This is a genomic window from Paenibacillus sp. FSL P4-0113 (genome assembly GCF_038009305.1).
Classification (GTDB): Bacteria; Bacillota; Bacilli; order Paenibacillales; family Paenibacillaceae; genus Paenibacillus; species Paenibacillus polymyxa_D.
Genome location: NZ_JBBPAZ010000001.1, coordinates 1796064 through 1817995 on the forward strand (window position 1 = coordinate 1796064; position 21932 = coordinate 1817995).

22 protein-coding genes are annotated in these 21932 nt (G+C 45.5%); 1 reads left to right on the plus strand and 21 read right to left on the minus strand.

Features of this window, described 5'->3' with window-relative positions:
* Window positions 1–81: 81 nt before the first annotated feature.
* The 16 genes from MKX46_RS07495 to MKX46_RS07570 form a co-directional block, all read right to left on the minus strand.
* Window positions 82–1101 carry a ThiF family adenylyltransferase gene (locus tag MKX46_RS07495; protein ID WP_029515508.1) on the minus strand — a complete coding sequence of 340 codons (1020 nt, stop codon included), beginning with the start codon at window positions 1099–1101 and terminating at the stop codon, window positions 82–84.
* Complete coding sequence (locus MKX46_RS07500; protein WP_029515509.1) at window positions 1094–2248, minus strand: nitrate/nitrite transporter; 1155 nt, start codon at window positions 2246–2248, stop codon at window positions 1094–1096. The genes MKX46_RS07495 and MKX46_RS07500 overlap by 8 nt, the downstream gene beginning before the upstream one ends.
* A gap of 166 nt (window positions 2249–2414) precedes the next feature.
* Window positions 2415–2945, minus strand: a complete 531-nt coding sequence (locus tag MKX46_RS07505; RefSeq protein ID WP_029515510.1) for a hemerythrin domain-containing protein — start codon at window positions 2943–2945, stop codon at window positions 2415–2417.
* Between the two features lie 22 nt (window positions 2946–2967).
* On the minus strand, window positions 2968–3615 hold the full coding sequence (locus tag MKX46_RS07510; protein WP_023989699.1) for a response regulator transcription factor: 648 nt from the start codon (window positions 3613–3615) through the stop codon (window positions 2968–2970).
* A 7-nt stretch (window positions 3616–3622) separates the two neighbouring features.
* Window positions 3623–4687: a PAS domain-containing sensor histidine kinase gene (locus MKX46_RS07515; protein ID WP_029515511.1), complete on the minus strand. Its 1065-nt coding sequence runs from the start codon at window positions 4685–4687 to the stop codon at window positions 3623–3625.
* Window positions 4688–5140 (minus strand): GAF domain-containing protein, encoded by a 453-nt coding sequence (locus MKX46_RS07520; RefSeq protein WP_029515512.1) that lies wholly within the window; start codon window positions 5138–5140, stop codon window positions 4688–4690.
* Between the two features lie 45 nt (window positions 5141–5185).
* Window positions 5186–5869, minus strand: coding sequence for a respiratory nitrate reductase subunit gamma (gene narI / locus MKX46_RS07525; protein ID WP_029515513.1), 684 nt, complete (start codon window positions 5867–5869; stop codon window positions 5186–5188).
* Window positions 5869–6435 carry a nitrate reductase molybdenum cofactor assembly chaperone gene (gene narJ / locus MKX46_RS07530; RefSeq protein ID WP_029515514.1) on the minus strand — a complete coding sequence of 189 codons (567 nt, stop codon included), beginning with the start codon at window positions 6433–6435 and terminating at the stop codon, window positions 5869–5871. Before narJ ends, narI begins: the two co-directional genes overlap by 1 nt.
* Entirely contained in the window at window positions 6428–8005 is a 1578-nt protein-coding gene (gene narH, locus MKX46_RS07535; RefSeq protein WP_028542275.1) for a nitrate reductase subunit beta, read from the minus strand. The genes narJ and narH overlap by 8 nt, the downstream gene beginning before the upstream one ends.
* Window positions 7995–11669, minus strand: a complete 3675-nt coding sequence (locus MKX46_RS07540; RefSeq protein WP_029515515.1) for a nitrate reductase subunit alpha — start codon at window positions 11667–11669, stop codon at window positions 7995–7997. Before MKX46_RS07540 ends, narH begins: the two co-directional genes overlap by 11 nt.
* 198 nt (window positions 11670–11867) lie before the next feature.
* A complete protein-coding gene (gene modB / locus MKX46_RS07545; protein ID WP_340932823.1) occupies window positions 11868–12545 on the minus strand; it encodes a molybdate ABC transporter permease subunit in 678 nt (225 codons plus the stop codon).
* Window positions 12542–13396 carry a molybdate ABC transporter substrate-binding protein gene (modA, locus tag MKX46_RS07550; protein WP_340932824.1) on the minus strand — a complete coding sequence of 285 codons (855 nt, stop codon included), beginning with the start codon at window positions 13394–13396 and terminating at the stop codon, window positions 12542–12544. Before modA ends, modB begins: the two co-directional genes overlap by 4 nt.
* Before the next feature lie 29 nt (window positions 13397–13425).
* Window positions 13426–14145 (minus strand): iron-sulfur cluster repair di-iron protein, encoded by a 720-nt coding sequence (gene ric, locus MKX46_RS07555; RefSeq protein WP_029515518.1) that lies wholly within the window; start codon window positions 14143–14145, stop codon window positions 13426–13428.
* Window positions 14146–14254: 109 nt separating this feature from the next.
* Window positions 14255–15676 carry a protoporphyrinogen oxidase gene (gene hemG / locus MKX46_RS07560; protein WP_029515519.1) on the minus strand — a complete coding sequence of 474 codons (1422 nt, stop codon included), beginning with the start codon at window positions 15674–15676 and terminating at the stop codon, window positions 14255–14257.
* The gene (locus MKX46_RS07565) at window positions 15660–16778 is read right to left on the minus strand and encodes a TIGR04053 family radical SAM/SPASM domain-containing protein (protein WP_165149726.1); all 1119 of its coding nucleotides are present in this window, start codon (window positions 16776–16778) and stop codon (window positions 15660–15662) included. The genes hemG and MKX46_RS07565 overlap by 17 nt, the downstream gene beginning before the upstream one ends.
* Before the next feature lie 14 nt (window positions 16779–16792).
* Window positions 16793–17581, minus strand: a complete 789-nt coding sequence (locus MKX46_RS07570) for a YwiC-like family protein (protein ID WP_049816889.1) — start codon at window positions 17579–17581, stop codon at window positions 16793–16795.
* 169 nt (window positions 17582–17750) lie between these two features.
* On the opposite strand from MKX46_RS07570, the gene MKX46_RS07575 reads away from it, so the two are divergent.
* Window positions 17751–18173, plus strand: a complete 423-nt coding sequence (locus MKX46_RS07575) for a hemerythrin domain-containing protein (RefSeq protein ID WP_029515522.1) — start codon at window positions 17751–17753, stop codon at window positions 18171–18173.
* A gap of 28 nt (window positions 18174–18201) precedes the next feature.
* On the opposite strand, the gene MKX46_RS07580 is transcribed toward MKX46_RS07575, so the two are convergent.
* The 5 genes from MKX46_RS07580 to MKX46_RS07600 all read right to left on the minus strand — a co-directional run bounded on the left by MKX46_RS07580 (window position 18202) and on the right by MKX46_RS07600 (window position 21816).
* Window positions 18202–18999, minus strand: coding sequence for a hypothetical protein (locus MKX46_RS07580; protein WP_341071061.1), 798 nt, complete (start codon window positions 18997–18999; stop codon window positions 18202–18204).
* 78 nt (window positions 19000–19077) lie between these two features.
* Window positions 19078–19545 carry a hypothetical protein gene (locus MKX46_RS07585; RefSeq protein WP_069010495.1) on the minus strand — a complete coding sequence of 156 codons (468 nt, stop codon included), beginning with the start codon at window positions 19543–19545 and terminating at the stop codon, window positions 19078–19080.
* A gap of 52 nt (window positions 19546–19597) precedes the next feature.
* The gene (locus tag MKX46_RS07590) at window positions 19598–20068 is read right to left on the minus strand and encodes a DUF6097 family protein (protein ID WP_039274393.1); all 471 of its coding nucleotides are present in this window, start codon (window positions 20066–20068) and stop codon (window positions 19598–19600) included.
* A gap of 99 nt (window positions 20069–20167) precedes the next feature.
* Window positions 20168–20869, minus strand: a complete 702-nt coding sequence (locus MKX46_RS07595; protein WP_341071062.1) for a DUF1963 domain-containing protein — start codon at window positions 20867–20869, stop codon at window positions 20168–20170.
* A 20-nt stretch (window positions 20870–20889) separates the two neighbouring features.
* Window positions 20890–21816, minus strand: a complete 927-nt coding sequence (locus MKX46_RS07600) for a cell division protein ZipA C-terminal FtsZ-binding domain-containing protein (protein WP_029515527.1) — start codon at window positions 21814–21816, stop codon at window positions 20890–20892.
* Window positions 21817–21932: the final 116 nt, after the last annotated feature.

Consider the following 21932-nt stretch of genomic DNA (forward strand, 5'->3'; position numbering starts at 1 on the left):
TCCACCTTCCAGCCCCCGGACAATCCACTCTCCGGTGACAGACTCTTTTAAATATTTCTGCTTTTTGTATCTATATCTCATTTAACCGAACAGCTGATGATATAGTTTTTGACCGTTGGCAACACTCCGTACACCGTGTATGAGAAGCCTTCCGTTTTTGAATAAAATCATTCGATGCTTAAAAGCATAAAATTCAACGAAATAAGGGGTTCTTTTTACACGATCTGCTATAAGCCTGCCCATTTTTTCTGCATCATCGAGCGTGATCGGACGTTGTGGGTCTGGAAGAACCTGTACAACGTTCCGTCCGCACAGAGCAGCATACGCCGAGCGACGTGATGCTGTCAGTGCAGGAAACGTAGGATGTTCTCCACAGGTTGGACAATCTTGGTTACGGATGCGGGAAATCCCTATGTCCATCTGCGTGTTCTCCCATAAATCAAATAGATGAACCTTGCGACGCATCTTATCACGTCCGCCGCTCAGCCACTTCATGGCTTCTGCACATTGGAGGGCGGCTGTCACCTGGACTGCGGGTGAGATGATTCCAGCCGTATCGCAGGTCTGATTGATCGCAGGCAGCGATGGCAGAAGGCAGCGTAAACAAGCTGACTCGCCCGGCACGAATGGAAAAACAACGCCTGTGCTTCCAACACAGGCTCCATAAATCCATGGAATTCCTGCCTTCAGTGCAGCATCGTTGATCAGCAGACGAGTTTCGAAATTGTCCGTAGCATCCATCAGTAATATACTCTTGCTGGCAAGTTCTAGAACAAGCTCAGCATCTAAATTATCGAGATATGTGTGCAAGCGCACGTCTTCTCGTATGGCTTTCAGCCTTTTTTCGGCTGCCATAACCTTGGGCTGCATTTCCGCGGCGTCCTGCTCCGTGAACAGCTGCTGACGTTGCAGATTCGACATCTCTACGTAATCCCTGTCAACAAGATGGAGCTCCCCAACGCCCGCTCTTACCAGTGTTTCGGCGATGGCAGAACCCAGTGCCCCGCAACCGATAATGGTGACGACAGCAGCGGATAGATTACGCTGCCCTTCGCCACCAATGGGTCTAAATAAGATCTGTCTGGAATAACGCTCATTCATTAGATTGTGTCCCTTGATAATACAGCCATATGACGAGGATCAGGCTAGCCAGCGCCACTTGGGAGAGCAGCATGAATCCAATGGAGTAATGGCCAGTAGCGGCATGAATCGTCGACAACAAGATCGGAGGGAAAAAGCCACCGAGACCGCCCATCATGGATACAATTCCGTTAACTATACCTGCTTGTTTATTAAAATAAAATGGAACTAGCTTGAAGATGACGCCATTCCCTACTCCAGCACATACAGCGATCGCCAAGCAGCCTACTGTATAAAGGGTGATCCCTGGTGAAAAAGCCAAAAGAATCGCAGCGACCGTATAAACAGAGAACGTGCCTACCAGCAGGAACAGAGGCTGAAACCGATCCGCCAGCCAGCCACCGATAGGGCGGAAGAAAGTAGCAATCGCAATAAAGCCAGCTGTACGCATCCCTGCATCCACTTTGGTCAGTTCAAAATTTGATACCAGGAAATTCGGCAAGTACACCGTGAACGCTACAAATGAGCCAAATGTAATAAAATAAAAGAGCGAGAAAAACCAAAGCTTCTCATTTTTATAAACCCCTTTGATCTGCTCCATAATGGGCGTCTTCACTTTAGCTTCATGACGATCCCCAAAGAAGAAATTCAAAACGATAAAAACAAGCAGCAGAATGAGATACAGCTTCACTGTAGGGGCCCAGCCGATTTGGGTAGCCACAATAGGGGCCGAGAAGGTAGTGACGGCTGTTCCCAAGTTTCCTATACCATACATTCCATTTACAAACCCATGCTTTTCCTTTGGATAATACTTCGGCAGCGAAGTCACCCCAACCGAGAACACAGCTCCTCCAATCCCAAGGAACAAGCCACCAATAATTAAATCCGTCATCGTAGAAGCTTCACTGATATAGTAGACGGGAAACAAAAGCAAAATAAAGCTAACGAGAAAAACGATTCTTGCTCCGAAGATGTTGGCATAATAACCAAGCGGGATGCGCAGAATCGAACCAAGCACGACCGGAATCGCCGTGACCATGGCCAATTTTCCGGGCGGAATAGCAATATCCTCCGTAATGAACGGCATAAGCGAAGAAATGATAACCCATACCATGAATCCAAGAATCAAGTTCAATGTTTGTAACGGTAACTGCATTTTTCTAATCATTTAACTCACCTTTTCAACGTTTTTTCTGTCGAATTATTAAATTGAATTTCTGTCCCCATTGTAGCCGCTAGCCGATCTGTTCGAATATAGGGGACTCCCCTTTACCCGACAGGGGACTCCCTGAAAATATAAAAAAGCCGCTTCTATAGGAAGCGGCTTGGTCTTTTTAAGAGATAAGTGTATTTAATTTGTCACATAACTTGGTTAGATCATTCCGATTGATCTGTTGCTCTGCCATAGGAAAAAGTACAGTTTCTTCTTTTATAAAATGTACAGTCAGCACTTCAAAGGCCTCTCCCGCGTTCTTGGCTGCCTCTTGAATGTCATCAAGCGTGAGCAAACTCAAATCGCCCTCCGTCTGATGAAGAAAATGATCGATATAGCCCTCTATTTCACGGTGCTCCTCCTGTATACCGACGAGCGGTCCCTGCTCAAAACCAATGTAGGTTCCTAGCATAGAAAAGAAGTGTTCTTCTTCCTTTTCGGTATGTTTCTTGAGGGGTACCCTAAAGTCGAGAATCTGCATTCTCAGTTTTTCCAGTTGCTTGCGGCCTTCTTCCAAATCTAGTATTCTGTGCTGCTCAAACCACAATACAATGGCATGCCATTCATCCATCAGATATGTTAGATATCGATGCTCATTTTCAAGAATACGCATGGCAGGTTTGGAAAAGCGCAGTTTCTCATTTTCCAGCACGCGGATTTCCTCCATTCATCGGCTAAAAATCCAGCATTTTTTTCTTTAATGCATATTGGACCAGTTCAGGCCGGCTTCTTAAATTCAATTTTTCCATGATCTTCGCTTTATTTGCTTCCACCGTCTTGACAGAGATGAACAGCTTTTCCGCAACTTCCTTGTTACCGTAACCTTTTGCGACCAGAGGCAGAATCTCCAGTTCCCGCTTGGACAGGATCTCATAAGGATCTTCTGATTGTGACGTTGTATCTTTTTTGATGAACTCACGAACGAGAGAAGTAGCCATTTTAGGATGGATATAAGTCCCACCCCCATGAATGGTTCGTATGGCAAGTAATAGCTCCTCATCTGGAGCATTTTTCAAAACGTATCCTGAAGCACCATTCTTTAAAATATGAAAAAGATATTCTTCATCGTCATGCATGGTCAAAATCAGAATTTTAGTATCAGGGTGGTCTTCTTTAATCTTGCCTGTGGCGATCAATCCACTTTCGCCTGGGGGCATGCTGAGGTCCATGATTAGAATATCCGGACGATATTTAGCTACCATCGTATACGCTTCAATGCCATCCGCAGCCGTTCCGACAACCTCCATATCCGATTGGAAGTTCAAAATCATGGAAAATCCGCTTCGTACAATAGCATGGTCATCCGCTAACACAATTTTGATCAAGTCTCTATTCCTCCTCTTGGCCAATCGGAATTTGCAAAAAGACTTTGGTTCCCTGACCCACATTTGATAGGACGCCAAAACTTCCGCCTACCAGCTCTGCTCGCTCCTGCATGCCATATAAACCTAATCCCGTTCCAATAGGCTGGCTCCCCTTTTCAAAGCCAATTCCATCGTCCTCTACAGTCAAACGAAGCGTATGATCGTGCTCAGTCAAAGAAACTTTAACCATGTCTACCTGGGCATATTTTAAGGCATTGAGAACAGCCTCTTGGCAGACACGGTAAATGACCGTTTCCTTTTCACTTCCGTATCGCTTTTGGGGAAGATCCGACACAAATTCAACGACAAGACCAAAGCTTTGTTCAACCCTCTTAAAGTGGGAACGAAATGCCGCTTCAAGCCCAAAATCATCAAGTGTGGCGGGGCGTAGTTCCACAGACAGGTTGCGGATATCATCCAGCAATCGCGTCATGGATGCTTCAGTCTGCTTCATGTTTTTGATGAGCTGTTCATCATTCGTCATGTATTTTAACACCCGCAGCTCAACAACCGCACTCATCAATTCCTGGGCGACGCTGTCGTGCAGTTCCCTGGAAAGCCGTTTACGCTCATTTTCCTGCGCTTCAATGACATGCTTCATCATTTTGTTTTGATACAATTTTTCCTGCGTCTGAAATTGCGGAGTCAAGTCCCTCAACATCAACACCCTTGTTCCATGTTCAGAATCAATGGTGTGAAAAGAAGCGGCATAGGGGATCATTCCGTTGCTCTTTGTTTCCAGATATACCTGAAAAGAAGCGAAATCCTTGGATTCTGGCATATTGAAATAACAATCAAGGCAGGTACGGGGCTCCGTTTCGCTTGTATAGCCCCTGCATGTTCCACACAAAGCTTTTTCCTTCCCTTCATAGAGTTGAATGAGGACGTCATCGCTCACAATCTCCTCCGCTGCCGGGTTCATAGCTAGGGTGTTCCCTTGCCCATCAAAAAAGAAAATGGCTTCTGTACTGTTCTCAAACAACTTCACCATTAGCGCATTCAAAGAGCCAGTCCCTACAGATAATGTCAATTACATCACTTCCTTCCCGTTCAACTCTCCAAATCCCCTATGCGCCAAAGCTTCCAAATCACGCATCATGGCTGCGGTCATCAGCAGTTCTTCCCGAAATCCACCAAGCAGTACGCCCGCGACGCGAGCATCATTCCATAGGGGAACAGCCCCGAGACTCTTGAGTTTCTCGGATTGAACGATCGGGTAGTTAAACAGGTTGTCTGCCCCCACATATTGATGAACAGATGGAATGAAAACGGATTTCCCAGTTTTGAACACGACTCCTGCTATGCCCTTTCCGGATTGCAGTACAATTCGCTTAAAGCGATCATTTAAATTACCGGCTGCATTTTTCCATTTAATTACGTATTGATATTCGGCCGGTTCAACCAGAGCAAGCGCCATGAAATCATAACCGAAATGTTCGCGTATTCGCTCAAGCTCCCTTTGATAATCCATCCTATTATTCATCGCTCTCTCCTAATAGAATTAGGAAAGAAGGCAGAGCCCGCTTTCCTAATTCGATTTATGTCTTCTGTAAAGGATATAACTTCTGCGCACATAATTCAACGGAACACTCCACACATGTACAAGCCGGGTAAACGGCCAGAATGCAAAAATCGCAAAGGCCATAAGAATATGAAGCTTGAAGGACATCGGTACGTCTCTCATCAGTGTCGGGTCGACACGGAATACGAATAAACCGCGGAACCAGATTGAGATCGTCTCTCGATAATCGAATTCTGGCTGTACCGCATTCGTTACGAGAGTCGCAAACATCCCCATGCATACAATGGCCAAAAGCAATACGTTTACTATCAAATCAGACGCCGTACTTAAATGGCGCACATTGCGTATTGTAAATCGACGAGAGGTAAGAATCAACATACCGAGGAACGTCATCGCTCCAAATATTCCACCAATATAAACTGCTCCAATATGATATAGATGATCGTTTACACCCAGTGCATGCATCCAGGTTTTGGGTATGCCCAGACCGGATACATGACCCATAATAACCGGGATAATACCCAGGTGGAATAAGAGACTTCCGATCATCAATTGTTTCTTTTCAATAAACTCACTTGATTTCGCTGTCCAATTGAACTGATCATTTCTGTAGCGGAAAATATGCCCTACAATAAAGACGACCACACACATATAAGGGAAAATAACCCATAAAAACTGCTCTAGCATCATCATTGCGCAGCTGCCTCCTGTTCTACGCATGCTTTAAGCGTTTCGCGCAGTCCCTTGACCAGATGAAAATACGGGCTTTCCATTTTCTCCAGCGCTTTAAGTAAATGATATGTGCCGTCTTCCAGGATCGCGATTGGCATGCGGAAGTTTTCTGTCGTCTTCGGATCTTGCGACCATTCGGCGGCATACAGAAATTCACACATGAGCGGAAGGTAATCTGGCAGCTCACCATCTGGCATTTCAAGACCATACATCTCGTATAGCACCTTTAACTTGACCAACATTTGTCCCCGTTCTTTTGCATCTTCGAATTTGAAGTAAGTCATATATAGTGCACAATTTTTTTGAAAATCAAAGGTTTCTGTATACATTTCCTGAATCTCTTCCATACTGAACTCTTGCATAAGGGACCAGTAGGTGTTCGCATACGTATATGCCGGATGGTTTGGATCAAACGATGCTTCCAGAAAAGCCGGATGAAAATCCAGCTTTTCCGGGTACATGAGTTGTTGGGCGAAAAACCCGAATGATGGCTTGCATTCATACAGCTTCGCTACATTAATCACGCCAAATACCCCCGTAGAAGTTTTCTTCATACATTTCTTTTCCCGTTTTCAAAGGCTCTTCCATCCCCATTGAACTTGCCATACTACAGCCGTCACATCCAGATCCTGAACCCATATTTCCCATGGTATCGCCGTAACCCGCAGATCCTTGAGCCCGGTACGGATTCGAATATCCTTCTTTATGCGACGTTGGAATGACGAAACGATCCTCATACTTGGCAATCGCCAGAAGCCGATACATCTGCTCAGTCTGCCGAGGTGTCATGCCAATGCGCTCAAGACGGCTTTCATCAAAAGATTGTCCTGTGGATTGAGCACGCATATAGGAGCGCATCATAGCCATTCTTTGCAAGGATTCCTTCACGGTTTGGGTGTCGCCCGCCGTCAGCATATTGGCAAGGTACTGAATAGGGGTACGCATTTCTTCGATAGCCGGAAAAATCATATCGGGATTCTCAATCGAGTCTTTCCCTTCAAAGTAATTCATGATCGGGCTAAGTGGTGGAACATACCAGACCATAGGTAATGTACGATATTCCGGATGAAGCGGGAATGCCAGCTTGTGCTCAATGGCAAGCTTGTAGACCGGCGAGTTCTGCGCTGCTTCAATCCAGTCCTCCGAGATGCCGTCTTTTCTCGCTTGAGCGATCACTGCCGGATCACTAGGATCCATGAACAGGTCACACTGCGCCTTATAAAGCTCTTTCTCGTCCTGCGTAGAAGCGGCCTCAAGCACCCGATCCGCGTCATACAGCATAACACCGAGGTAGCGAATTCGTCCTGTACATGTCTCGGAGCAGACTGTCGGCAGGCCTGCTTCCACACGTGGGAAACAGAAGGTACATTTTTCCGCTTTGTTCGTCTGCCAGTTAAAGTACACTTTTTTGTATGGACAGCCCGTCATGCAATACCGCCAGCCGCGACATGCTTCCTGATCCACGAGCACAATTCCGTCCTCGTCCCGTTTGTACATAGCACCTGAAGGACAGGACGCGACACAGCTCGGATTTAAACAATGTTCGCAAAGCCGTGGGAGATAAACCATGAACGACTTCTCAAAGTTAAATTTAATCTCTTCTTCGATTTTCTGAATATTTGGATCAAGCGGACCAGTTACATGCGCACCCGCCAGGTCATCTTCCCAGTTTGGACCCCACTCCAAATCCATTTTTTCACCCGTTACCGCAGAGTGCGCGCGTGCCACAGGTGAATGCTTCTGTTCACCAGCGTTGGTCAGTTGCTCGTAATTGTAAGTCCAGGGCTCATAATAATCTTTCATTTCCGGCATGTCTGGATTGTAAAAAATCTTACCCAGTGCTATCTTGGACAGCTTGTTGCCTGACTTCAATTCCAATTTCCCTTTGCGGAGCTGCCAGCCGCCTTTATATAATTCCTGGTCTTCCCAGCGCTTCGGATAACCGATACCGGGTTTAGTCTCCACATTGTTAAACCACATATATTCCGCACCTTTGCGGTTCGTCCAGGTTGTTTTACATGTCACGCTGCACGTATGGCAGCCAATACATTTATCCAGGTTCATGACCATGGCAATTTGAGCTTTAATCTTCAAGCCAGTTAACCTCCTTCATTTTACGTACCGCAACGTACACATCACGCTGGTTGCCGATTGGACCATAATAGTTGAATCCATAACTAAGCTGAGCATATCCACCGACCATCTGGGTTGGTTTGAGATGAATTCTTGTTGGTGCGTTATGACTACCGCCGCGTGTATCCGTGATTTCAGAGCCTGGCACTTGAATGTGCTTATCCTGAGCATGGTACATGAACATAGTCCCTCTTGGCATCCGATGGCTGACAACGGCCCGGGCGGTTACGACGCCATTACGGTTGTATACCTCTACCCAGTCATTGTCAGCAAGATCGTGCGCCTCTGCGTCTTCATTGTTGATCCATACGGTAGGACCTCCACGAAACAGCGTAAGCATGTGCTGGTTATCCTGGTAGGTGGAGTGAATATTCCATTTACCGTGCGGTGTCAGATAGCGAAGCACGAGTGAATCTTGTCCGCCTTTTATTTCCCGATCCCGAGGACCGAACACCATCGGTGGCAACGTCGGTTTGTAGATCGGCAATGATTCTCCAAATTGTTGGAAAATCTCATGATCAATATAGAAATGCTGTCTTCCCGTCAAAGTACGAAACGGAACGAGACGTTCAATATTCGTTGTAAATGGTGAATAGCGGCGTCCCTTCTTGTTCGATCCAGTGAATACTGGTGTCGGTATAACTTCCCGAGGCTGTGCCGTGATACTTTGGAAAGTGATTCTTTCCGCTGCCCGATCAGCCGAGATGTCTTTAAGTTCAACACCGTGAAGCTCTTCTGCCTGCTCATAAGCCTTTTGCGATACCCGTCCATTAGTCGCGGATGAAAGATGAAGAATTGCATTGGCCACTTGGCGAGCTGTCTGGATTTTTGGCAGTCCGTCTTTAATGGACTCATCGTAATAAACTCCGTTCAACTTTTTCATTTCCTCATATTCTTCTGCTACGGAGAAGCTGACGCCATGCGCACCTGCTTTCCCAGTAGTCAAATTCGGACCGAGTGAGATAAATTTATCGTGAATTTTAGTATAGTCACGTTCGATGATGCTGAAATTCGGCATGGTTTTACCCGGGGTCGCTTCAATCTCGCCCTTCGTCCAATCCTTTACAAGACCCATCGGCTGTGAAATTTCACCCACACTGTCGTGTGCGAGCGGCGCGGTCACAAGGTCTTTATATATACCTGGCAGGTACTCTTTCGCCATATCAGAAAAGACTTCGGAAAGCTGGCGGTAAATATCCCAGTCCGCACGGGATTCCCACAGTGGATTAACGGCCGGATTAAACGGGTGTACGAAAGGATGCATATCGGTGGACGACAAATCCGTTTTCTCGTACCAGGTTGCCGCCGGAAGCACGATATCCGCATACAATGGGGTTGTCGTCATCCGGAAATCAAGTGCAACCATCAGATCAAGCTTTCCTTCTACATCTTCTCTCCAGACGATTTCCTCCGGTTTCTGCTCCTCGTTCGGCCGGGCAAGCAGGGCATCAGATGCTCCGAGTAAATGCTTCATGAAATACTCTTGCCCCTTCGCCGAACTGGAAATCAGATTGGATCGCCAAACAAAGAGTGAACGCGGGAAGTTCTCGGCTGCCCCAGGATCTTCTACAGCGAAGCGTGTCTTACGTGATTTAATCTCTTCCACAGAATGATTAATGATTTCCTCGTTGGACTTTTTGCCTAATTGCGCTGCCTCTTCGGCGAACAACAGACTATTTTTATTAAACTGTGGATAAGAAGGCAGCCAACCCAGACGCGCTGCGAGCACGTTGTAGTCTGCTGGATGTCTGTAACTGACATCCCCGCCAGTCGGTGACTTCAAGGTGTCTGTTCCACTTTCTTCGTAACGCCACTGCTCTGTTGCAAAGTAGAAAAACGATGTAGCATTTTGCTGTCGAGCCGCCCCTTGCCAGTCTTTTGCAAAGGCAATCGTTGACCAGCCTTCGATTGGGCGGAGCTTTTCTTGACCCACATAATGCGCCCAGCCTCCCCCGTTTACACCTTGGGAAGCCGTCAACACGACAAGGTTCAAGATGGACCGATAGATGGTGTCACTATTGAACCAGTGGTTGATACCCGCACCCATAATAATCATGGAGCGCCCTTTGGTATCGATAGCATTTTGGGCAAATTCCCGAGCAATCTGTACCACAACAGACGCCTTCACACCTGTGATCTTCTCCTGCCAGGCAGGGGTATAATGCGAAGCTTCGTCGTAATAATTCTTGGCGTTATGAGAGCTGTCATTGCGTGCGACACCGTACTGGCTCATCATCAAATCGTACACGGTTGCTACGTAACGTTCCGAGCCATCTGCCAAGCGTACTTTTTTGACTGGAATTACACGTTTGAACGTTCCATTACCTGCGTTATCAAAATAAGGGAATACGATTTCTTCCCATTGCTCGCCATGACCTTCCACAGTGAGTGCGGGCTCAACCTTTGTTCCGTCTTCCCGCTCCAGAATCAGGTTCCATTTCTTATCCTGCTCCCAGCGCTGTCCCATCGTACCGTTCGGAACCAGCATTTCCCCCGCTGCTTCGTCATATATGACTGGCTTCCAGTCCGCATGCTGCGAAGCATCTCCAAGGTCACTCGCCCGTAGGAAACGTCCACCTTTCCAGGCTCCCTCGTGCGGATCAAGCAGAATCATAAACGGCATATCTGTATATTGTTTGGCATAGTTAATGAACATCGGTTCTTGGCGCTCTTTGTAAAACTCATCCAGAATAACATGTGTCATAGCCTGGGCTACAGCAGCATCTGTACCCGGATGTGGTGCAAGCCAGTTGTCAGCGAACTTCACATTCTCCGCCAAGTCGGGAGCCACTGATACAACTTTTGTCCCCTTATAACGTACTTCCGTCATAAAATGAGCGTCTGGCGTCCGGGTAAGTGGTACATTCGATCCCCACATGATCAGGTAACCCGCATTGTACCAATCAGAAGATTCCGGTACATCCGTCTGCTCACCCCAAATTTGAGGAGATGAAGGCGGAAGGTCGGCATACCAGTCATAGAAACTCAACATCTGTCCACCAAGAAGCGAAATGAATCTGGCTCCTGAAGCGTAGCTTATCATTGACATCGCCGGTATTGGCGTAAAGCCCGCGATCCGGTCAGGACCATACTTACGAATGGTATAGATGAGTTGCGCCGAGATCAGACGCAGGACATCGTCCCAAGCGACACGGACATGACCGCCTTTTCCGCGAGCTGCTTTGTAGAGCTTGGCTTTCTCCGGATCTTCCACAATGCTTGCCCATGCTTCCACCGGATTGGCATGTTCCTGGATGGCAGCCTGCCAAAGCCGCAACAGCTTACCGCGCATATAAGGGTATTTCACACGTAATGGACTGTATTCATACCAGGAAAATGTAGCGCCACGCGGGCATCCTCGCGGTTCAAATTCTGGCATATCTACACCGCAGGAAGGATAATCGATCTGTTGATTTTCCCAGGTAATGATGCCGTTTTTCACAAAAACCTTCCAACTACAGGAACCCGTGCAGTTCACTCCGTGAGTCGTCCGAACCACTTTGTCGTGAGACCAACGCTGTCGGTACACGTTTTCCCATTCTCTATTTTTTTCCTCAAGGATTGACCAATTTCCCGAATAGCTTTCGATCGGTTTAAAAAAGTTGAGGTTGTATTTTTTTTTCATCGATGACCAACACTCCTTTTTAGAATAAATCATCCCAACGCAAGTGCCATGGGAAGGTTCATTCGCTTACTCTCATTATGTAATTCATTCATCGCTGTTCCCATTAGGGAATGTCCTATAGCGCTACAGGAAATCCCTCGTTCTATCGAAAGATACAAAAAAGCCTCCCCCTGCTAAAGGGAAGCTTATATGAAGAGATTAATTGTTCTTTTGGCCCGTTAACAGGAGCATGATAAAAGAAATGAGTATGATAGAGCACGTCCAGGCCCAGGCCATAGGAAGATGCCCAGAATCCACCGCAATATAAATGGCCGTCGGAATCGTTTGTGTTTTACCCGGAATATTTCCGGCAATCATCAACGTAGCACCAAATTCGCCCAGGCCGCGGGCAAAACCGAGTATAAAGGCAGCTTTAAAAGAAGGGAAAATTAAAGGAAAGGTGATATACCGGAAAACCTGCCATTCACTTGCACCCATCGAACGTCCCGCGTTTTCCAAGTCCTGGTCAACAGAAGACAATCCCATTTTCAGTGTCCGATAGACAAGAGGAAAAGCCACTACCACCGCTGCTATAACCCCAGCCCACCACGAGAATATAATAGGTTCTCCAAACGATTGCTCCACAAAACGTCCGAACCCGCTTTTTCGTCCTAGTAATATTAGTAGTAAAAAACCAACAACCGTCGGTGGGAGTACCAAGGGCAGCATGAGCACAGTTTCAACAACCGTTTTCCCTTTAAATAAACCTAACCGTGACATGGACCATGCCACAAGCAAGCCTAATATGATTACTAGAATGCTGGATAACAGTGCAACCTGCAACGATAAGCGGATAGGAGGCCAATATTCATTCCAATCTATATCTTGCATGCTCACTTCGGTATGGTAAATCCATACTTAGCCATAATATTCAGAGATTCTTGTGATTGTAGGTATGCATAAAAGTCTTCGGCTTCTTGAATGTGCTTTGAACCTTTGATAATTCCGATTGGATACTCAACAGGTGAATAGGCTTTGGGATCCACCTCAAAGGCGATTTTTGCCTTTTGTGAAGTCAATGCATCTGTTTTATATACAAATCCGACATCAGCATTCCCAGTTTCCACATATTGCAGCACTTGTCTAACGTCTTTCGCTTGAACCAGCTTGCTCTGTAACGTGTCCCAAAGCTTCGCTTTCGTCAGCGCTTCCTGTGCGTAGTTGCCTGCAGGAACACTTTCAGGAATTCCGATCGCAACTTTCTTCACTTCTCTTTTTGTTAAATCGGTTACACTCGCAATGTCCATCGTCCCATCTGCTGGGATAACCGCGACCAATTCATTCGTCAGCCATGTTTTTTGTTTATTACTCTCTATTAACTGTTGATCTACGAGAGACTTCAAGTTTTTCTTCGAAGCGGACAGGAACAAATCCGACGGCGCTCCTTGCTCAATTTGTTTTTCCAGCGCACCAGAGCCGCCGAAGTTAAAATTCAATTTGGTGCCTGTATGGGTTGATTCGTATGAATGCTGAATTTCTTTGAGCGCATCCGTTAAACTTGCAGCTGCGGATATGGTAAGCTCAACAGTTTCAACCTTTTTCGAAGAATCCTGGCTGGAGACCTCGTTGTTCTGGGCCGTGCTGCTACCATTTGAAGCTGATTGTTGCCCCGCACCGCACCCTGAAAGTAATAAAATGATGGAAATAACCAAAACGAAAACAGTGCTACTTTTAATTAATTTATGCAATTGGTTCGGCTCCTCATGTTAGTTCATCATTAATTAATGGGTTTCGCTATTAGCTGTGCCTGTTTCGTACGTTCGATCAATGTACAATTTTCAAGAAGAATATGATTGAAAATATCTGCTTCCAGGTCTTCTAACCGCTTCAATACGAGTCGGTGCGTACCACAAGCTTCCTGCATCGGCTCAAAGCCATTTGTGATCAAGCGCATTTCCTTCAGGAATTCCACCACCGTTTGATGTTCGTTTTGCAACTTGGACAAAATTGGATTTAACTCATCTGCTCGTTCCATTGTTGATTCTTGTAAAAATGCTTCAATCATCGGAAACACAAGGTCCTCCTCATATTGAATATGTTCCGATATTTCCTGTTTAAGCAAGGTGAACAGTTCGTTAACTCGCTTTAGATGCGGATAACGTTCGCCATGAACCCGCGTTAGTTTGGTTACATACGGCGTTAACGCCGATAGTTCTTCCCGAAGCTTCGTATGATACTCATTTTGAATATAGGCGATTAGTTCTTTGGGTTCGAGTGAAGGAGGTTGCATTTGCTTATGCTGTGCCTGCTTTTCTTCCACTTCATGTATCTGCGTCAGCAGTTCACCAGCGTGGAGACCTTGATTGGCTGCTGCTTCACGGAGCGATATTTTCCCTCCACAGCAGAAATCAATCCTCAGTTTGCGGAACAGATCTCCCGTTTTGGGTACTGCTTTCACAATGTCCGCCACCCATGTTTCTTCCGTTAACTGGCTCATCTTCCATTCCTCCATCTTACTTCGATTTTATACTTACCTTTCATTCTACGTCTCCCTTAAAGCTGAACCAATCAGGGGGTTCCCTCTTTCATTCGTGGAAAGAGCCTGATTATAAAAAATCAGAAAGCAACTGTTCAGCCGCTTCTTTCCCTTGAGCGATGCAATCTGGAATTCCAACGCCCCCATAGCCGGCACCACATAGAAAAACACCCGGTAAATCCTGTGCGAAGTCCTGTCTGATCTTCGCCATATGCTCTTTGTGTCCAATCGGATATTGCGGCATTGATCGATCACACCTACTGACTTCGGTGAATTCCGGTTCCGCTTCCAGGCCCATTAAATCTTTCAAATCTTTACGCGCGGCATCCACAAGTTGATCGTCTGTCATCTGAATCCACTCCTGTGCACCTGCATGTCCAATGTAGGTCCGTAAAAGCGTATATCCTTCAGGAGCAGTATGGCTCCACTTCGTCGAAGACCAAGTACATGCCGTAATCTTTTTGCCTTCTTTGCGGGGTACTAAAAATCCCGTTCCCTCAAAATTAAGATTAAGATCTGTGTTTTTATAAGCAAGAGCAATATTGGCTACGGAAACATAGTGAATCTTGTGTAACCAGCTAGCGCTTGCAACGCCGGAGAATAATGTAGCCGCTTCAAAAGCTGGAACAGCGCAAATCACCGCATCCGCATCTATTTTTTGCCCATGTTCTAAAATGACCTGATAACCGCTTTCTTTCCTTACTTCAACTACACCTTGCCCCATAACAAAACGTACGGTATCCAGCCTTTCCTTTAGCCGCTCCACGATCGAAGATAATCCTAGCCGATAAGAAAGAAACATACTTTTCTTAGCGATATCCGGCAGGTTGTCTTGTACTGCTGGCTTTCTCCCCGCCCCTTTAGACATACCCTTAATCAGACTTCCATGCTTTTGTTCCATTAGTTTAAATTGAGGGAAGGTTGACATGAGGCTCAGGGAATGTGTATCCCCAGCGTAAATTCCAGACAGCAGAGGTTCCGTAATCTGGTCCAGAACTTCTTTGCCGAGACGCCGTTTGATAAAATCACCTAGAGATTCGTCTGCATCACCTTTCTTTGCCGGAATGATTAAATCCAGGGCTGCCCGTGCTTTTCCCAGCGGAGAAATAAGTCCTGTCCGAATGAAGGGAGTGAGCTTTGTTGGAATGCCCAGAATGAAGCCCATCGGCATCGTATGAAGTTTGCCCTTATGCAAAATACTAGCAGATTTGGCTTTCGGGTTTGTCGATACCAGATCTGCTTCCAGCCCCAACTCCATAGTCAAATCCAATATTGCCGTCTTTCTGGCCAAGAAAGCATCCGGTCCTTTTTCGATCATAAAATCGTTTTGGCGAACGGTTTGCAGCTTTCCTCCTAGACGTTCACTTTTCTCCACCAGTGTAATCTCCACTTCAAGTTGCCGATCCTCAGCCAGCTTTTTCACATAAAAGGCAGCACTTAAACCGCTTATTCCTCCACCGAGAATAACGACTTTTTTAGAACTTTTCTTCATCATGAAAACACTTTTCCTCTCCAACCCCGGGTATATAAGCGCAATAAGGGTCACTCTCCAAATAGTCTCCTGTTATTGCAAAAGCCCTTGCTCTGGAGCCCCCACAGACAGCCTTGAATTCACAGACTCCACATTTACCTTTAAGTAGGGACTTATCTCTAAGATTCATCATGATCGGAGAGTTGCGATAAATGTCTGCCAAGCTATCCTTTCGTACATTCCCGCACATAAGAGGCAGGAAACCACTAGGGTATACTTCGCCGATATGACTAATAAAAACAAATCCATCTCCGTCATTTACGCCTTTAGGAGCACGTCCTAAAACATCTGCCCTCTTTTGTCCGTCTGCTACACTGTTCTCACCTGCGCTGTGCTTTTGCTGCAGCACGACCCTCCGGTAGTGAGGAGCTTCTGTAGCCTTCACTCCGTACGGCATCTGTTGCTGTATTTGATACAACCATTTCATTACGGCTTCATGCTCATCAGGAGTAATCATATCTTTCTCCATGCCACGTCCAGTTGGAACAAGGAAAAATAAACTCCATAACACGGCCTGCATTTCCTTCACTCTTTCTGCAATTTGCTCCAGATCATGAAGATTGTACCGGGACACCGTAGTGTTCACTTGAATAGGGATATTCAGTTCCTTTAAATAACCAATTCCTCGCATGGTCGTATCGTAAGAACCCGCTGTACCCCGAAAATGATCGTGAATCTCGGCACATGAACCGTCCAGACTAAATGCCCACCGCGATAATCCAACTTGCTTTGCTTTTTCTACCGCTGTTCGTGTCACTTTAGGAGTGGCACTGGGGGTCATTGAAACCGACAGATTTTTCTCTTCAATTGCATATTGAGCCAGTTCAAACAGATCAGGACGCATTAAAGGATCTCCGCCTGTGAATACAAGCAACGGATGATTCATTTCAGCGATTTGATCTATTAGCTTCTTACCTTCTTCTAGTGTCAGTTGGCGAGGATCAGGTTTGTACTGAGCTTCCGCTCTACAGTGAAGGCACTTTAAAGCACAAGCTCGTGTAACCTCCCAGATGACTATAAACGGGTCAGTATGATAATCACGCGGCGTTTTTAAAGATATCATTGATGTCTCTCCTTTTAGAAATATAAAAACAACACAAAAACATAGAGCATCATTGAAAATCCAATTTCCGCCATGCCAACTTGTTTTGCCTTTAATCCGAGTTTAGGAAGCCATATGGCTCTTATCAAAAAAATTAAAAAAGGAACAAACAGAAATAACTTTAACCAAATGGCAAACAACAAAATCACCACATGATAGATAACGGAAGCATAATGGTAACGTATATTTTTTCTTTCACGAATGATCGTTTTGACATACAAAGCAGTTCCGATAAAGTAAAGCACCAAAAGCAAGAATAGCTCTGTTGCTACCCTCCAATCCTCTCCTCCCCCCATATAAATAACGGGATATATAAAAGAACAAAAGAGTAGAATTGCAACAATGTCATTGAGTAAAGCACGTTCATTTTTCGTTCTCGCAAAATAAATATTAGCCATAAAAAAGAGCAATAAAAGAACTCCATACCAGATCAAGGCAGGCTCAAACCATATCAGTGAAATTAACAAAGGAAGTAATATCACTCCGTATACAACGGCGGGTTTGCGGTATCTTTCACTGCTGCCTGTTTTGATCCATTGGAGGACAGGAAAACTGAATAAGTAGATAAAAAACCAGCACACAAATAGGGGTATATGAATGAGATCCCCTCGAGAAGCAGCTAAACCGAATAAAAATGGAAGAATGAGCATAGCCCAGGCTCCATGTTGATTGGGTATGTATCTGCTCATCCCCCTCAAACCCTTGATCCTTTTTTCACAATCTTTTTTATGTCTGTTATTTCGGTTAATCGATTCATCATCCATTCCCCCAAGATTGAGTTTTATCTTCTAACTTCATTCTAAGTATTATATGAAATTGAACCAATTAGGGAGTTCCCTTTTCCTTAGAGGGGAAAATCCTAACCGGAAAAATAACGCTATTTTCTTATGCTATACTGTACTAAAAAAGGGAACAAAGAAAGGATGAACTGTTATGGGAGGACCTTCTTTACGTCAACTGCATGCTCATCATGCCATTCATCAAGGCGGGCTATCTGGCGCTCTAGATAAGACGAGAGAAGTAGAGGAATTACTCGAAGCGAAAGAATTCCAGGTGGCGCGCCAGGCTGCCGACCACTTGATCGAATATTGGGAAACCCGCATTCTCAGCCATGCTGATGCAGAAGAGGAAGGATTCTATCAGGAAATGGTCGAGAAAAAACCGGAACTGCAGGAGGCTGTCGTCAAACTTACACGAGATCATGATCTGCTCCGAATCATTGTAAAAGAACTCAAAGCCGGGATCCGTGAAGAAGGGCTTACGCCTGAAGTTCTTCAACAGTTCCACGCGCTTCTGGTTGTCAATGCCATTCATAGTCGGGAAGAAGAACGTTTGCTGTTTGAGCAACCGTCATAATCAAGATGTGCATAACGATTCACATTCTCTATAAAAACTTACCAAAGAAATAGTCCAACGCCTCCTGCGAGTATCCGTCATCTCCTTGCCAGGCTGCTACGGAATAAAAATCATGATTGCCGTGCTGTCGTTTACGAGGCGTGTCCTGTGGGACCAGCAGTCCGGCATATCCCCACACCTCCATGACGACATCACGCTCGTTTTTGCTGGATGGGAACACATCCTTCCAGCGCTTTTCCAATTGACGTGCACTGCTTTGAGCATCACAGTTCTGAACAGCTTCGAGCATGTTATGGAGTATAGCTAGATCCTCATCGGAAACCTGAACATCCTCTTCTTGACTGAACAATTCAAGGTCCATCCAGCAATACAGAAGGTAGTTCAGACGAATACCGCCCCATTTGATTCGTTCAAAATTTAGTACATTCAAATCTTTATTGACGTATTCCTTATCGGACATCATTTTATTAAAATTACAATCCCCACAGCTACTGTAATTGGGCAGGACGACAGGCCGCTCCCCATAGGTGTGCAAAGGAAGCCCTGCGGTTAATGCCCAGCTCGATAAGGCGCTTCGTAAATGAACCTTTTTCGTGGAAAGACTATGCAAAAATGCTGCTGCCACTCGTTCTTTTGTAGCCTTTTGCTGGTGCAGCTCATGCAGCCTGTTTATAATCTCGTTATGTGTAATGGTGATCGGATCGAACATCAAGCCCTTACTTTTGGCATATTCAAAATCCTCACCCGAAAAAGATCCCCGCTCCTGCTTCCAGCCGCTAGAGGACCAGAATGTGTTCATCAGTATTTTTTTCGCCTTTTTATCCACAACATATCTCCCTTACTCATCCAACACCCTCACCTCCAGCACAAAGCGCAGGGTTGTCGTGTATTTTATGTAAGATCACTATTCATCTTTATACTTAAAAGCAATGGCCGTATTTCCCGACCGGGGGTCAAAATAAGAAGAGATTTTCCCCCAGTTCAGTTCATATTCCATATAGGGGTAAGGCTTTGTTTGACGATAGCTTGGCTTTACGGACAAATGTTGCTGTAACAAACGATCATGCTCCCTTTGCCGCTTTCTCTCCCCTTCTTCAGACCAATTATCCCACGAAGTTGGAAATTCATTGCCCTGGAGCGAAATCTCCGCGACAACTAGGCTTGTATCCTTAAAGCATACAGACACAAAAAAATGCCGACGCAGCAAAGAAACCTGATCGAAATGATACCAGATATACTCATTTCCTAGCTTTCTTACAGAATGAAAATATTTCGAATACCAATCGGCCTCTAACAACTGATCTTCCGTTAACGATGAGTAAATCGCACGCTCACCATCGACCTGAATGATTCCCGATTCCCAGTCATTCATTGCTGCCACTCCTTCAGCTATTATGCCAATCTCCTACAGTTGCTCTCTGCCCTTATTTGTCCACATGATTGAAAATGGCCTGCCAGGCCCGATCTAGCACGCGCGTATGTAATTGTTTGGCATAAACAGTTCTAACGATGGCGAGAACGATCACACCCACGAATACAACACTGAGCAAAGTAATAGAGGGAACCCAATAGTCAAACATGGCATTCGCCAGCACTTGCAGCAAATGTCGTTCGGGTTGTAAATATTCCATTGCCGCAACGATGCCTGCTGCCAGCAATATGATCACAGATATGATCATAAGTATTACATTGATTACTTTGTATTTAGCAAGCCCTCGCTGAAAAACGCGAGTTCCCGTATATTGCTCCAGCACGATGATCTGCTTGTGAAAATCATGTTCTACCTGCTCTACAGGCAGATCGTGCTCCTGAATAAATGCATGAGCTTTCTTCAGTTCGGATTGAATAAATAAACTACTCTGGATAGCAGATCCCAGCTGACCTAAAACATTCATATCTTTTCACTCCACTTCAATAGTATCTAACTTACGAGTATATAGGGTTGCCATGCTCTACAAAACGATCGGTTCCAGACTGCTCTCTAAATGAGCCTATTAGTAAAAATCAAAGTAACCCCGCCAGACTCCGTCATTCTGATGCTTGGCAAAATAAAAGCTGCCTCCATCCACAATATTCAATTGAGCTTTGGCATCCGAAGCAATCTGAAATACAAATTCATAGCCCTCGCCAAAGTCAATGCCCGATTGAATAAAGTTGGGATAGCCACCGATTTTGTGAACCGCATATATTTCCTCTACGATGTCCTCAAAATAGTCGGGTTCCTCCTTGTCCATTTGGTTAAGGGCATCGCCGTATTCCTCAGGGATGTCATCACCGTCCCAGACCGGATAATCATTCTCTTTGAGTTCAGGGAACAGCGGAAATGCTTTGATTTGCATAAATGACGGACCAAAATCTTTTTCGACCAAATCCTCTACCGACGTATACTCACGAATACACATATACCCTTCCATGTCCTCATGATCCAGTACATCGGGAGACAGGAAGACTGTCAACAGCTTGATGCTACGCATAGCTTCAGGGACAAAGGGTAAGACCGGCAAATACAATTGCATGATCGGAGCCATAGCATTCCCCTGTACATCAATGGGTCGTTCCTCCGTTGGCAAAGCCACTGTAACTCTACCAATCCAGCTTTGTTCAAGGGAATCCGACGGTCTACGACCCCCTGTATGAAAAATAGTAGCTTTACGTTTTAGAATCGTTCTTAGCTTTTCAATAGCGTTGCTGGACAACGAAATCACTCCTTTCTAATCTAGAATAGAAACAGAACAACATCCTCGCCTGCTTTAAATCCAAACTCTCTTAGTCGATCTTCCATCTCTTGAATCTGATGTAGATAATCTTCCGGCACAGCTGGCAGACCCTGTTCATTCACTAATGTCCCGCCGAGTCTGGTGCGTGCATATTCGGCACTTTTCCACATCGCCTCAAACACCGTTTGCGGCTGCGCGGTTCGCACCCCATCCATACTAAAAATTAAATCTGCAAAGCGATCCTCTGCGAGTGTACTCAACCAAAAAAAGCCAGGCTCGGTTCCCGTATGTACGCTAAATAGTTCATCATAACCTCCCGTCCCGTGATGGTGCGCATGGAAAATGTCCATATCTCCCCACTCCATTCCGAGACTCAGCATGACATCCCAGATATCCGCTCCACGGTAAGATTGGCCTTGATCCGCTACAAGCCTAAGCATGACAGCGTGTTCCCTTTCACCTTCCTGATCTGTAAATGCTTTTAGTTTTTCCGCTTTTGCACGTGCATGGGCAGCATCCTCTCGAGGAAGCACATGAACAGTTCCCTTCTCCTGAAAACGCGCTGGCAGTGTGTTCATAAAGTCTGCAACCTTGGCTTCATCCAAACAAACCTGCATCTCTACATTATCGAATATATCTATACAAACACAAATTTTATCAAAATGGCATTCGCCTGCTGGTCTGCGCCCCACACTAGTCCACACCTGTAAATCATGAACATGCCCATACACGATATATCCTTTGAGCAATTGCAAAATATCCTCATCTGACAACGTAAAACCACTAAATTCCACATCAATCAGCCAATAGATATTAGCATCAGGCTCCACTTGATGGATTCCTTTTATGGTCTTGACAGGCTCATGTTCCAACTCCACGGCAAGGATGCTCGATACATCCTCACTCCCATGTTCGGGTAAATTCATGAATCTCTCTCCTAACTAGCTGTTTTCACTTTACAGTTTCCTATAATTCTCAATATATATTAAACTATAAATCACCAAGCACAAAATAGTATAAAAACGGTGCTGGGTTGTTGAAC